This window comes from Ornithinibacillus bavariensis (assembly GCF_050433565.1).
In the GTDB taxonomy this organism is placed as follows: Bacteria; Bacillota; Bacilli; order Bacillales; family Amphibacillaceae; genus Ornithinibacillus; species Ornithinibacillus bavariensis.
In genome coordinates, this window is the sequence record NZ_JBNPWZ010000002.1 from 384,742 (window position 1) to 399,271 (window position 14,530).

Here is a 14,530-nt window from a genome sequence, read left to right on the forward strand (position 1 = left end):
CTAAACCAACTGTACGTAGTGAGGTGAATAGACTTGATAGAAAAAGGAAGAATTAGTGCTTTACAGATGGCAACTCTCCTTTATCCAACTATTATTGCAACTGCAATTCTACTCGTCCCGGCAATTACTGGAGAATACGCTAAAAAAGATATGTGGTTATCGCCGATTTGGGCTTCACTAGCGGGGCTCTTCGTTATATTTTTGGCAGTAAAATTAGAACAGAGATTTCCAAAACAAACAATTATTCAATATAGTGGAACAATCACGGGAAAACTTATTGGAAAATTAATTGGGGTATTAATCGTTCTATACTATTTTCACGCTACAGGAATTATCCTTTTAGAGTATGGGAACTTTGTTATTGGAAGTTTTCTTCCACGTACGCCATTATTAATTGTTATTGGAAGTATGGTTTTAGTTTGTGGACTGGCAGTTAGAGGCGGTATAGAAGTTATGGCTAGAACTGCCCAAGTGCTTGTGCCATTTGTGATTCTTTTTTTTACATTAATAATGATTTTGTTAACTCCCGAATTGAATCTGGATAACTTATTCCCAGTAATGGAATATGGACTAAAACCCTCACTAAAAGGGGCAATTATTCCAGCAAGCTGGTTTTTACAATTATTTATCATCGCCTTTATCCTACCAGTCCTTAAAAAGGGTGAGAAAATTGGAAAGGCAGGCATTCTAACCGTGATTACTGTTATGATTACCCTAGTAATTACTAACTTAGTAACTTTGCTTTTATTTGGTGTTATCACAACATCATTTACCTATCCAGTGATGGAAGCAGCGCGGTTTATAAGTGTTGCTGATTTTTTACAGCATTTAGAATCTGTCGTAATGGCCATATGGGTAGCAGGAACCTTCATTAAGGTATCATTATTTTATTATGTCGTTGTCATTGGAACATCCCAAGTCTTACATATATCGGATTTTCGTCCCATTGTGTTGCCTATTGGGCTATTTTTAACGGTCTTGAGCTTTTGGACAAGTTCTAGTTTACAGGAGCTCGAACAAATTCTAATTACTAGCTTTCCATTCTATGATTTTTTTGTTTTAATTATCATTCCTATGCTTCTATTGGTAATCGCAAAAGTACGGAAAAAAGGAGCTACTAAGAATAGAAGGATTAAAGAAAGGTGAAAAAGTAATGCGTAACTATTTTAAACATAGACGTTTATTATTGCTCATTTGCACCTTTCCTTTTCTACTAAGTGGATGCTGGGACCGAATAGAAATAAATGATATGGCAATTATTGTTGCAACAGGTATTGATTTGACAGATGAAGGAGAAGTTGAATTATCCGTGCAAATTGTAAATCCTCAAGGACTAGGTGGTAGCGGTAGTGGCGGAGGTCAATTGGGAGGAAGTGGCAGTGTCGGGACTATGGTGTCATTAGAGAAGGCAACTGGTAAAACAATTTATGATGCTCGTTCCAAACTCCAAGAAAAAGTGCCACGTAGTCTATTTCTTGGGCATAATAGAGTTATTTTAATTGGAGAAAGATTGGCTAAACAGGGGATAAAGCAACATGTAGATTTTTTCGCTAGACACCCATTTCCCCGAATCAAGGCATATGTATTTGTTACGAAGGATAAACCAATTGAATTATTGCAAGTAAACCCAGATTTAGAAAGAAGTACAGCTGAAGCGGCTAGAGAGCTGGCTGATCAAAAATTTGGGTTAGATGTTACGTTAAAGGATTTATTACAAATGCTTGCAGAAGATACTCGAGGGGCTGCTTTGCCATACCTATTGGTTGATAAGGAATTACCGGGTAAGGTTGGGCTAAAAGTCAATGGCTCTGCCATTTTTAGTAACGGGAAATTGATAGGAGAATTGGATGATGAAATAAATCGAGGTCTTCTCTGGTTAATAAATAAGGTAGACCAAGCTTCCGTTACTATTGAGCCTGAAGCGGCAGCAGGTTATATATCGTTTTCGATTATCAATGCTAAAACAAAAATGAAACCAACGATAAACAACGGAAAATGGAAGATGACGATAGATATTCAAGCTGATGATGATATTGTTGAAAATAATACCTATTTAGATGTAATGAGTCCAGCTATTTTAAAAAAACTAGAAGGCCAACTAGGGGAAACTATTCGTCATCAAATATATGACACATTGGAGGTAATTCAAAAGGACTTTAAAACAGATGTACTTGGTTTTGATGAAGCTTTTCATAGTCATTATCCTAAGGAATGGGCTACGGTAAAGGATAATTGGGCGGATACATTTTCCGAAGTTGATGTAGAGGTTAATACGAAGATTTCCATTTCTCGGCCAGGTAGATCAACAACTCCACAAGGTGTTCCAAAGGACAAGGTGATAGAATAATGAAAGCTCATTATATTATCGGAATTATCGTAGTAGCAATTATAGTTCTCGTGATTGAAAGGAAAAGGATAAATAAGAGTTTAAAAAAAGAGAAAATTGTAATGATCATTTTTTTAACAATGTCAATCATCCTTTCAATTGCTTTGGCATATTTTCCTGAATTACTTGGACCATCAGACCTGGTTCATAAGGTGTTTAGTCCGTTTGGTAGGTTATTTAAATTATAAATCTGATAGGGCTGGGATATAACTACATGAATCAATATAGAAGCGGAATAATTTACTGCTTTGTGGGTGAAATTTGGGTGCCTTTGAAATGGAAACCACTTTTTCTTCGCCATTCTATTTCTAGCAGATGTCATTTCTGTACTGAAAGTGAAAGCAGAGTATATTTCCGTGGTGTCGTACCTATTTCGTTATTCTACTTTGTTTTTTGATTCCATCATGTTAATCCCAGCTTCTTTTTATTATTTCTCCATTTATGGCAAGTACATTTCTTTTACTTTCTTTAAAATCTGTGAAAATACTATTCTTTTCTATGAAAATGTTTAAACTACAAAATATTGGAAATAATTACTTCTATACGAGCTTCGTATGCAGGTACGAAGAAAGAATATATGAAGAGGTGAAGATATGAAGAAATATGGTTTACTGGGATTAATAGGAATACTTGTTATTGCTAGTTTAATATTCTTATTAACCAATGGTGAAGAAAAGAAAGATACAGGTAAGAAGGAAGCTAAACAAGTTCAGAGGAATGATGATCCTGAAGCAATACAAGTATTTGAGGAATCCATTGAGGTGATTGCATCTGATGATGGAAATATTAATGCAAATAAATTATTCATTCCTTGGACTATTAATAAGGATGGTAGCACCTTTTATCTTAGTCAGCGAGATGGAACAATTGTAGCAATTGATGGTGAATTCGGATTAGTAGATGTACAAGGAGTTGATTTAAAAGAGGAGATTTTTCATAAAGGCGAAGCTGGTTTTTTAGGCTTCACACTTGCACCAGATTTTAAGGATACTAAGAGAGCTTTTGCTTACTATACGTATGATAAGGGTGGAAAAATTACTAATCGAATTATCTCCATAGTACTAGAAGGCTCAACCTGGAAAGAAGAAAATGTCCTATTAGATCATATTCCCGGTGGAGAAAAAGATACTGGTGGGAGAATTGCTATAGGTCCTGATGGTAAGCTATATGCTACAACGGGTGATATTGGAAAAAATGATTTAGCACAAGATTTAGATAGTCTAGCAGGTAAAATATTACGTCTAGAGTTAAATGGTGAAATTCCAAAGGATAATCCATTTGAAGATTCATATGTGTTCTCCTATGGTCACCGAAATTCCCAAGGAATCACTTGGGATGATCAAGGGCATATGTACAATTCAGAACATGGGGAAGATGGTCATGATGAAATAAATTTAATTGAAGCTGGTAAAAACTACGGTTGGCCAGTCATTCAAGGAGATGAAGAAGCAGATGGCATGGAAACTCCTTTAGTACATTCTGGGGACAGTACATGGGCGCCTTCTGGAGTTGCATTTAGGGATGGGAAATTATATGTTGCATCCCTTGCAGGAAAGAAAATTTTCACATACGATGTTACAACGGAGGCATTAACTGACTTCTATGACGAGGCTGGAAGGCTACGAGATGTGTTTATTGAAGAAGATGCATTATTTGTCATTACAAGCAACCATGATAATCGTGGTAAACCCACTGCGAAGGATGATCGATTAATTCATATACCTTTAGCTGAAAAGACAACTTCCAATTAATTTGTAGATAATAATAGAAAGGTAATGGCCATTAATATTGACCATTACCTTTTATTCTTAGTTACTTTTTAATGATGGATTGAAGATAATCAACAACAGCATTGATTTCTTCTTCTGATAAGCTATCTCCAAATGGTGGCATATTACCACTTCCATTCTTTACCTGTGCAATTAGCTCATCTCGTGTTTTCTTCGAATTAATTAATTTCGGTCCGTTATGTCCACCGACTCCCTCAGCTCCATGACAAGCTAAGCAATTGTTCTCATATACCTTTAATCCTTTTGTTGTACTCTCATCTCCATCGGATGCAGTCATGCCCTGACTTTTATCATTATCGGTATCCTTAAAGAACGGTGATGTATTAATCTTGTCCTTTGGTACATCATCTAAGGATGCATATTGTCCTTCCAACGAGAATGTAAAAATCTTATCCCCATGCGTAGTTCCAGCTAAGGAGTTTCCGCCTGAGAAAATGGTGATGTATTGCTTTCCATCTATTTCATAAGTTATAGGAGGTGCATTTGCTCCAGCATCTGTTTTAAATTCCCATAACTGTTTACCGTCCTTCGCATTATAAGCGATAATCCGCCCATCATTATGTCCAACAAACACAAGGTTACCCTTTGTTGTTAATACGCCACTATATGCAAGAGCATCCCATTCATGCTGCCATGCAATTTTATTCGTTTTTACATCAATTGCAGTTACAGTTCCTCGGTTAGGAGCGTTTTCGATTGGCTGCATAACACTACCTATCCAATTCTGTCCTTGCTTATACTCATTTGCCTCATCACCTTCATGATGGGCATAAGCAAAGTAGGTCCAGTTTCCTAACACATAAAATAATTCTGTCTCCGGATTGTAAGCTGAAGGTGGCCAGTTTGCTCCCCCCTGTGGAGATGGTGTAATGGTCACCGGCTCATCCCAAAAAGGTGTAAATAATTCTCCAATCTTGTAATCAAAGTCTTTACCCAAATCTTTATTCTTCATTTCATCTGTAATCGACTGAGGTACGAAGTTATCGCCGATTGGATATGGCTGGGTAGCGGCTGTCTTTTGTCGTTTTTCTTGTGGTACTGGTCGATCCTCTATACCTATTAATGGTTTGCCATTTGTTCGATCAAGTAAGTATACCCATCCAGTTTTTCCTGCTTGGCCAAGTCCCTTTCTCATTTTTCCATCTATTGTGGCATCAAATAGAATGACAGGGTTAGGCGCATCTAAATCCCAAATATCATGTTTTACTTCCTGAAAATGCCACTTATATTCTCCTGTAGTAGCATCCAACGCTAAGATGGATGCTGAGAAAAGGTTATCTCCCTCACGATTACTCCCATCAAAATCTGGAGATGCATTACCAGTTGATAAATATACCATGTTTAAGTCAGGGTCAATTGCTGGTGTTTGCCATATTGGGGCACCACCCTTTAGCCAGCTATCGTTATCCTTTGGCCATGTTTCATGACCAACTTCACCTGGTCCAGGGACTGTATACGTACGCCATATCTCTCTTCCCATTTTAGCATCGTACGCTGCTAGATATCCACGAATACCGTACTCTCCACCTGCAACCCCAGTATAAATTTTTCCATCGTAATATAGTGGTGCAGAGGTAACGGTGTATCCTTTTTCCCAGTCGGCGACTGTAGTTTCCCAAAGGAGTTTTCCGGTTTTTTGATCAAGTGCAACTAGCCTCGCATCAAGTAAGCTTACATAAACTTTTCCATCACCAATAGCAACACCACGGCTTATCCACCCGCAGCAAGGAGTATCTAATCCGTCGGCAAGTTGGGGAACATACTCCCAAATGATTTCGCCAGTCTTAGCATCCAACGCTTGTACGACATTCGCTCCGGTAATGCTAAACATGATTCCGTCGTATACTAATGGGGTTTGCTCGCCGGAGTATTTAAACTCAAGTCCAGAGCCTAAGCTAGTCGCCCATTCTAGCTTTAATCCTTTAACATTCGATGCATTCACCTTGTCTAAAGGAGAATATCTTCTATTAAACAAATCTCCGCCATGGGTAATCCAATTAGTAGTTGGTGGAGTTGTTAAATCTTTAGCTGAAAAGTCTGGTGCTACTTTTCCGGTATAATCCTTATGCTGAACAGTTGTATGATCCTCCTTTTCATTTGCATCGGATTCTTCATTTTTATTTTTATCTGGTTGCTTATTTCCTGTTTTGTTTTCTTCAACCGATGGCTCAGTGCCTTTCTCCTGCCCTACATTTTGATAAACTAAAAAACCTACTACAACTATAATGACGATTGCGGCAATGACAATCCAAGTTTGTCTGTTCATCTTCTTATCTCCTTTCTTACTGAATGAAAATCAGTGGTTTATCTGGTCTAACTAAGTAAAGCATTTGCCTTCAAGTACTAATTATGAAGGCGAAATTCACATATAATTTGCCCTTATATTTGTAAATTACCCTTTTCGACTTGAAAAATCTTAGTGATTTATTTTTATGATCTTTTCATAATTTGTAAGGTCTTTGCTATGAGAGCAGATAAGATAGGAGGAACAAACAACAAGTACGTAAATGGTGAAGAACGTCATACAGACCAAAGTGTTGCATGAACTGCTAGCTTTGCTATTAGGATGCTAGTTTCAAGTAGTTCAGTACAATAATAATTAATTAGGAAATATTTAGGTGAATTTCCGTAAAATGTCCATTTTTTCGAATGGATGAATATAATGGTTAAGGGGAAGCTGTCATGCTGAACGTTATTCGACAATCATTCTCGGAATCTGACAAAAATCTATTTTTGTCATTCAAAATAAGATCATTCTGTTTTATAATAGATTTAAAGTGTTGCAAACGATGAGTTGTATCGCAACTTGGCGGGAGCAAGCTTAATTTTTTATCTAGGAGATTGATAGAATGAAAAATTTACAGCTTAAGAGGTTTACTATTCCGCTAGTTCTCCTACTAGTCATTGCACTTCCATTTGCGATACCATTTAAGAGTAGTGGGGAAGAGGAGTTAACTGCATCTGATCATACACAGAGAAAAACAGTAATTCAGCCCTTAGATCAAAATACGAATTTCAAACGTTTTGTATTTGATTCTGGTTATCATTTCGAATATCCTGATGCTGTACGTGGTATATACGTAACTGGGCATTCAGCAGGTGGTAGTCGATTTGATTCCTTGATAAAACTCGTCAATACAACAGACTTGAATGCGATGGTAATTGATATTAAGGATGATTTTGGAAATTTAACATTTACACCAGAAAAGGGGTCCCCATTTGCGGAGTTAGGGCAAAATTATATTAAGGATCCAGTTAAAATGATGCAAACATTAGAAGAAAATAATATCTATCCAATTGCTAGGATTGTTGTTTTCAAGGATAGTGTGCTTGCTAACTCTAATCCAGAATTATCTTTTACAGAAAACGATGGGACTGTTTGGAAGAATGGACGTGGAGAATCCTTTGTTAATCCGTTTTTGAAGGAAGTTTGGGATCATAATGTAGCAATTGCAAAAATTGCAGCAGAAATGGGATTCCAAGAAATTCAATTTGATTATGTACGATTTCCAGAAGGCTTCGAGCGTCGTGATAAAGAGCTAGGCTATTCGGAAGGTGAATATGCCGATGACGATATTGATAATGTTCAAAAACGAGTTCAAGCTGTAACAGATTTTGTTGCATATGCTAAAAAGGAATTAGAAGCATATGATGTGGATGTTGCAGTTGATATATTTGGATATTCAGCAACGATTCCAGAGGCACCCGGAATTGGGCAGAACTTCTCAAAAATTTCTGAAAATGTTGATGTTATTTCGTCTATGATTTATCCAAGTCACTGGTCTAACAACTATTTCGGAATTCCACTACCTGATAGAGAACCTTACCGTTTAACGGATGAATATGCAAAGGTTGAGAATGAGGTCCTTGGTAAATTAGCAAATCCACCGGTCTCCAGACCGTGGATACAGGACTTTGAGGCTCCGTGGATTTATAATGGTACTGGTATACCAGTTACACAATATGGTAAAGCTGAGGTAGAGGCACAAATAAAAGCTCTTCAAGATAATGGTATACATGAGTTCTTAATTTGGAATGCTGGTAACTCATATACACAAAACGTTGATTATACACCATAATTAATGAAAAAAAGCGAAACTTTTAGTAAAAGTTTCGCTTTTTTTCATATTCCTGCACATACTTAACCTATACAGCATGAAAGCTGATTTAACATTTTTCTTTGCTTTCGTTATACTAACAAGGACAAAAGAAGAGGGAGTAGATCCATGGATTGGTATGAAAAGCTAAGTAAGTACTTTCCTATTGAAGAAATGAAGTCTAAAGAGCATATGGAGCTTTTATTAAAGGAAAAGGGTGATGTTTATCATAAAGATGAGGGATCCCATCATGTACTCATGTATGCTGAATTCGATACCTTTATTTTTATTGATTATTTATGGGTATCTGCAAAATCAAGGGGACAAGGAATCGGCCATAAGCTTATAGAAAAACTAAAAGAACATAACAAACCGATTATTTTAGAAGTTGAACCAATTGATTATGATGACAGTGATACCGAAAAGAGATTGTCTTTCTATAAGCGAGAAGGTTTTACCCATGCACAATCGATAGGCTATAATCGACGATCGTTAGCGACTAATAAAGAAAGTCCAATGGAAATTCTATATTGGTCTCCAAATAATGAATCAGAGGAAGTAATTTTTAAAAAGATGTGCAAAATGTACGAATCTATTCATACCTATAAGGACGAAGAAATATATGGTAAAGCATATCAACCAGTAGAAGAAGTGTTAATTTATGATGAAGACCGTGAAGCAGAAGATATTCTAGCTAGATTGGATAAAAAGTAATATGCACTTGAAATACAAAAATTAAAAGATGGCAGGGATTTAACTCGCCAAAGGTAGTTGTGAATACTATCTTTGGAAGAATTTTATTGATCCCTGCTGTTTTTTTTATTATTCCAGAAATTTCATGTATTTGAATCTTCTCTTGTAACTAGTGTGTTACTGTTACTTCATATCAAATAAGTAAAGGGATTTTTAACAAAAGGTCAAAGTAGAAATGAAGTTTTTTTAAAATGAAATATGGGAAGAAAACCAAAATAAGAACTTTTTATGAACATTGAGAAAGTAGCAGTATGCACCTATCGTTTACTTGACAAGTATAGTATACTTAGAGATATAAGTTATTTAAACTTATTATAATTTAATAATAAACGTAGACATACCTTAAGGAGTGAAGTAAGATGGTAACACTCTATACCTCACCAAGCTGTACATCATGTAGAAAAGCAAAAGTTTGGCTTGAGAATAATAATATTCCTTATCAAGAAAGGAATATATTCTCGGAAGGCTTATCACTAGATGAAATTAAGGAAATTCTTCGTATGACCGAAGACGGTACAGACGAAATAATTTCTACACGTTCTAAAGCTTTTCAAGAATTAAATGTAAATATTGAGCAGCTTCCGTTAAAGGATTTATTTACGTTAATTCAACAAAATCCAGGTTTATTAAGACGACCTATTATTTTGGATGAGAAGAGACTTCAGGTAGGTTATAACGAAGATGAGATTCGCAGATTTTTGCCAAGGACGGTACGCACATTCCAATTACGTGATGCCATTCGCATGGTAAATTAAGGATACAATGATATAAAAAGTAATTATCGCAGATCGAAATAGACGGTCTGCGTTTTTCATCACTAATTATAGGCAAATAATTAATGACAAATAGATAATATTACGTTAAAATAATACTTTAAATAATTAGATATAGGCATATTAATTTTCAAAATGCAATATGCTAACATACAATATAGGAAAGAGACAAAAATCCATTGATATAGATAATGCGAATAAGCTCTTCTCAAGAATTTCAAAAGAAGGGAGAGAATTACATGGAAATCGAAAGAATTAATGAGAATACGGTAAAATTCTTTATCTCCTATGTAGATATTGAAGATCGAGGGTTTCAGCGAGAAGAAATTTGGTACAATCGCGAACGTAGTGAACAATTATTCTGGCAAATGATGGATGAAGTAAACTACAAGGAGGACTTTCATGTAGAAGGCCCTTTGTGGATTCAAGTCCATGCGCTGGAAAAAGGATTAGAGATAGTAGTAACGAAGGCTCAGCTATCTAAGAACGGTGATAATTTGGAATTCCCGTTGGATGATGAAGGCTCGACAATAGATATTCCAATTGATGAAAAAGTTGAAACATATTTGGAGGAAAAATTCGGTAAAAGTGAAAACGAAGACCTCGATGAGGACTTTATCGAAGAAAACCTTTGGATTATTGCAAGCTTTGATGACTTTGAGGATGTAATTCAGTTAAGCCATCATTTCCAAGAAGATACGAATAGTGAGGAAGAAACACTATATTATTATAATGGTAAATATTATCTTTATATGGAGTTTTCACAGGATGTTCTCGATGATCATGCACAAGAGGATATTATATCACGCGTATTTGAATATGGAGAAGACTCTGATATGACCATCCACGTACTTGATGAATATGGTAAGAAAATATTTGATACCAATACATTTGAAGAAGTACGATCCTATTTCTCAGCATAATTAGAGATACCTAAATTGGTATCTCTTTTTTTGTTATAAAATGTAGAAGGAAATTTGTCACCTTTATCGAATTATAGAAGTTGGAGGTGATTTTTTTGCTTCAAGCAAAATTGAAAACAGGAAAATTAGTCACATTATTTCACTTAACTAGGGATGAAATAGCAATACTTCGAGTAAAGGAAAACTTTTTCTGCCCTACCTGTAATGAAAGGGTTATTGTCAAAGCTGGTAATAAGACTATCCCACATTTTTCCCATGTAGCTAGGACACACTGTCTGTCATATGACAAGGGGGAAGGCGCTTATCATGAGACGGGTAAGTTACTACTATTCGAGTGGCTCCGCAGACAAGGTATTTCGGTGAGATTAGAAGAATATATTCCAGAAATAAAACAGCGACCCGATTTGCTTATATGCCTAAATAGGAAAAAAGTAGCTATCGAATATCAATGTGCTACTACTACTCCACAGGAAATACATTCACGGACAAAAGGTTATCAATCTATGGGAATAACTCCCATCTGGATATTAGGAGCAAACCAATTCAAACGGATTGGAAGAAACACCATAAAGATAAATTTATTCACGCTTCAATTTCTTCATCAGTTTAATGCCAAATTTTCACCTACTTGGTACTTCTTTGATTCTCAAACCTCCCATTTCATCATCACAAAAAATCCCTATCTAACCCGAAACAAGCAGGCAGTCATAAATATTACCATGAAGAAACTTCATCAATTACGGTTTGTTGATTTGTTTAAAGCAAGTGATATAAATTTGAAATTGTTATTTCATGAATGGAAAAAAGCAAAATATCGCTTTAGAATAAGCCAGCCAACCAGACCTTATGGTAGCGAACTTGTCTGGCAGCGGTGGCTATATGAAAAAAGAATGCACCGAGAGCACATTACACCTCTCGTATATCTTCCGGTGGCGTCTCAATTTCTAATGAAAACAGAGCCCTGGGATTGGCAAAGTAGAATCTGCCTGGAGATTATAGCCCCAATCCCTATAGGAGGAAGATTTTCTTTAGAAGCCTGTGAAACAAAACTACCTCCCTATCAAAAGCTCCCATTAATAAATGCCTCGTTAAATCCTATAGAAGAATTTCTTCAACTGTTAGTACTTCTCCATATTTTAAAAGAACTACCAAATAAAGCCTATGTAAAAATTGCTGAAATAAAGCATTTTGACCACATAGAAAAAGCAATTTTAGGTGATGCTAAAATTATCGACAAGATTTGCAAAATTTTGAGTGCAAAATACGAGCATGATTCCTAATTGTTTCGTTATACTAAATAATATAGTTATTCAGTAAGAACTTTTCCTTTAGGACATAGAAGAGGATATAATAATTCTTTGTGAATAAGGGAAATAGTATTCTTCTATTGGAATACAATTGTTTTCTAACCGAATTACTATTTATAGAAAGAATGATAAAGGAGGAACAAATTTGGCAAAGCAGGCGAAAGAACTTCAATCAAGAAATGAAGTACCTGTTGAACGTACATGGAGATTAGAGGATATCTTCGCTACGGACACAGAGTGGGAGGAAGAGCTTAATAGCTTAAAAGGAGAAATTCCTAAAATTACAGAATATCAGGGGAAGGTAGCGGATACTGCTGATTCACTTTACAGTGTATTAAAGCTTCAAGATGAGCTATCGGAAAGACTAGGAAAACTTTATACATATGCGCATATGCGCTATGATCAAGATACTACTAATTCCTTTTATCAAGCAGTGAATGCTAAAGCAGAAAGTATTCTTACACTAGCACAAAGTTCGATGAGTTTTTTAGTCCCAGAGATATTAAAAGCAAATGAAGCTGAAATAAAAGGTTTTTTAGCAGAAAAGGAAGAACTAAGACTCTATGAGCATGTATTGAATGAAATATTGAGACAGCGAAAGCATGTGTTAAGTGAAACAGAGGAAGCACTATTAGCAGAAGCCTCTGAGGCATTATCAACTGGTTCACAGACCTTTAGTATGTTAAACAATGCTGATTTGAAATTCCCTAGTATAAAGAATGAAAAGGGAGAAGAAGTTGATTTAACACATGGTCGCTATGGAACATTTTTAGAATCAAAGGACCGTCGTGTAAGAAAAGATGCATTTGAAGCAATGTATACAACATATGGTCAATTTAAAAATACGTTTGCTTCCACTTTAGGTGGAACGGTTAAAGCACATAATTTTGATGCTAAAGTGCATCATTATGATTCAGCAAGACAGGCTGCTTTGGATAGTAACAATATCCCGGAGACGGTTTATGATAATCTTGTTGAGGCTGTAAATGAGCGCTTACCATTATTACATCGCTACGCTAAGCTTCGTAAAGAGGTACTAGGTATTGATGAGGTTCATATGTATGATATGTATGCACCTTTAGTTCAAGATGTCGATATGGAAATCCCTTATGATGAAGCTCAGCAATATGTGTTTGATAGCTTAAAGGTTCTTGGCGAGGAGTATGATGAAGTTCTAAAAGAGAGCTTTTCTAATCGTTGGATTGATGTAGAAGAAAATAAAGGAAAACGTAGTGGTGCTTATTCTTCAGGAGCATATGGCACAAATCCGTACATCTTATTAAACTGGCAGGATCGAGTTAATGATCTATTTACTCTCGTTCATGAGCTTGGCCATTCTGTTCACAGTTATTTTACAAGAAAATTCCAACCATACCGTTATGGAAACTATTCTATTTTTGTTGCTGAAGTTGCTTCCACTACCAATGAAGCATTATTAAATGATTATATGTTAAAAACAATAGAAGACGAAAAACAAAAGCTATATTTACTAAACCATTTCTTAGAAGGATTCCGTGCGACCTTATTCCGTCAAACAATGTTTGCTGAATTTGAACATGAAATTCATAAGCGTGCACAGGAAGGGGAAGCATTAACTGCTGATTATTTAACAAGCATTTACTATGATTTAAATAAAAAGTATTTTGGAGAAGATGTTGTATCAGATGAAGAAATCGGACTAGAGTGGGCAAGAATTCCTCATTTTTATTACAACTACTATGTCTACCAATATGCAACTGGATACTCAGCAGCAACAGCTTTGGCTAGTAAAATCCTATCTGGTGAAGAAGGAGCAGTTGATCGTTACTTAAACTTCCTAAAAGCAGGAAGCAGTGACTATCCAATTGAAGTATTGAAAAAAGCTGGTGTCGATATGACTTCAAAACAACCTATCTTGGATGCATTAGATGTGTTTGAAGAAAAGCTGAATGAAATGGAACAGTTATTATTGCATAAATAATAGAAAAGGATGACTACGTGTCATCCTTTTTCAATTTAGGTAATTGATAATTTCAGAAATTGTGGGCTAGCTGGAAATTTGGAATATCCCCCTATTTCTGAGATTCCCAATAGATTTATTTAAATTTATCCAAATAAACTCTACCGCATTCTCCCACGATATTTATTTCGATGCGCGAACAAGAAGATAGTAAAGTAAATACAGAAGAATAATATTGGTAGTGTAAAGTAGAGGGGAATGAGCTTCATTAGCCCGAATAAATTTAATAGAAAAGCAAAAAACGTTATGATAATAAATAGATAGGGTAATAACTCACGCATGGGTCGAGCCTCCTTCTTTAAAGCATAGTAGTCTTTTAAATGTATATGTTACAGGAATATGGATTAGAAGTGACAGATTTATGAACTGATGAGCAAAGTCATTGAAAAATTCCTTTTAGCTTGATATATTATATATGTGAGATGAATCACAAACAAAACCCCTTTGTTTGATCATGAAACTTTCTCCCATCCCCCTTTGTTTATATACAAAGAAAAGAGAA

General features: G+C 35.7%; 12 protein-coding genes. 10 read left to right on the top strand and 2 right to left on the bottom strand.

What is annotated here, in order from left to right; translation table 11 throughout:
- Positions 1-33 precede the first annotated feature (33 nt).
- From HNR27_RS05820 to HNR27_RS05835, 4 genes are all read left to right on the top strand, one after another.
- Positions 34-1,146 (top strand): GerAB/ArcD/ProY family transporter, encoded by a 1,113-nt coding sequence (locus HNR27_RS05820; protein ID WP_429339089.1) that lies wholly within the window; start codon positions 34-36, stop codon positions 1,144-1,146.
- Positions 1,147-1,153: 7 nt separating this feature from the next.
- The gene (locus tag HNR27_RS05825; RefSeq protein WP_429339090.1) at positions 1,154-2,347 is read left to right on the top strand and encodes a Ger(x)C family spore germination protein; all 1,194 of its coding nucleotides are present in this window, start codon (positions 1,154-1,156) and stop codon (positions 2,345-2,347) included.
- On the top strand, positions 2,347-2,574 hold the full coding sequence (locus HNR27_RS05830; protein ID WP_429339091.1) for a hypothetical protein: 228 nt from the start codon (positions 2,347-2,349) through the stop codon (positions 2,572-2,574). Before HNR27_RS05825 ends, HNR27_RS05830 begins: the two co-directional genes overlap by 1 nt.
- A gap of 405 nt (positions 2,575-2,979) precedes the next feature.
- Positions 2,980-4,137 (top strand): PQQ-dependent sugar dehydrogenase, encoded by a 1,158-nt coding sequence (locus tag HNR27_RS05835; RefSeq protein ID WP_429339092.1) that lies wholly within the window; start codon positions 2,980-2,982, stop codon positions 4,135-4,137.
- 61 nt (positions 4,138-4,198) lie between these two features.
- Here the strand turns inward: HNR27_RS05835 and HNR27_RS05840 are convergent, their stop codons facing one another.
- Positions 4,199-6,442: a PQQ-dependent dehydrogenase, methanol/ethanol family gene (locus HNR27_RS05840; protein ID WP_429339093.1), complete on the bottom strand. Its 2,244-nt coding sequence runs from the start codon at positions 6,440-6,442 to the stop codon at positions 4,199-4,201.
- Between the two features lie 583 nt (positions 6,443-7,025).
- Between HNR27_RS05840 and HNR27_RS05845 the strand changes: the two genes are divergently transcribed.
- The 6 genes from HNR27_RS05845 (at position 7,026) to pepF (ending at position 13,989) form a co-directional block, all read left to right on the top strand.
- Positions 7,026-8,255, top strand: a complete 1,230-nt coding sequence (locus HNR27_RS05845) for a putative glycoside hydrolase (RefSeq protein ID WP_429339094.1) — start codon at positions 7,026-7,028, stop codon at positions 8,253-8,255.
- A 147-nt stretch (positions 8,256-8,402) separates the two neighbouring features.
- Positions 8,403-8,987, top strand: a complete 585-nt coding sequence (locus tag HNR27_RS05850) for a GNAT family N-acetyltransferase (protein WP_212919284.1) — start codon at positions 8,403-8,405, stop codon at positions 8,985-8,987.
- A gap of 398 nt (positions 8,988-9,385) precedes the next feature.
- Positions 9,386-9,781, top strand: a complete 396-nt coding sequence (spxA, locus tag HNR27_RS05855) for a transcriptional regulator SpxA (RefSeq protein WP_429339095.1) — start codon at positions 9,386-9,388, stop codon at positions 9,779-9,781.
- A gap of 257 nt (positions 9,782-10,038) precedes the next feature.
- Complete coding sequence (gene mecA, locus HNR27_RS05860) at positions 10,039-10,722, top strand: adaptor protein MecA (protein ID WP_212919286.1); 684 nt, start codon at positions 10,039-10,041, stop codon at positions 10,720-10,722.
- 95 nt (positions 10,723-10,817) lie between these two features.
- Positions 10,818-12,002: a competence protein CoiA gene (locus HNR27_RS05865; RefSeq protein ID WP_212919287.1), complete on the top strand. Its 1,185-nt coding sequence runs from the start codon at positions 10,818-10,820 to the stop codon at positions 12,000-12,002.
- 172 nt (positions 12,003-12,174) lie between these two features.
- The gene (gene pepF, locus HNR27_RS05870) at positions 12,175-13,989 is read left to right on the top strand and encodes an oligoendopeptidase F (protein ID WP_429339096.1); all 1,815 of its coding nucleotides are present in this window, start codon (positions 12,175-12,177) and stop codon (positions 13,987-13,989) included.
- 140 nt (positions 13,990-14,129) lie between these two features.
- Here pepF and HNR27_RS18050 read toward each other — a convergent pair whose 3' ends face one another.
- A complete protein-coding gene (locus HNR27_RS18050; RefSeq protein WP_488168369.1) occupies positions 14,130-14,309 on the bottom strand; it encodes a hypothetical protein in 180 nt (59 codons plus the stop codon).
- Positions 14,310-14,530: the final 221 nt, after the last annotated feature.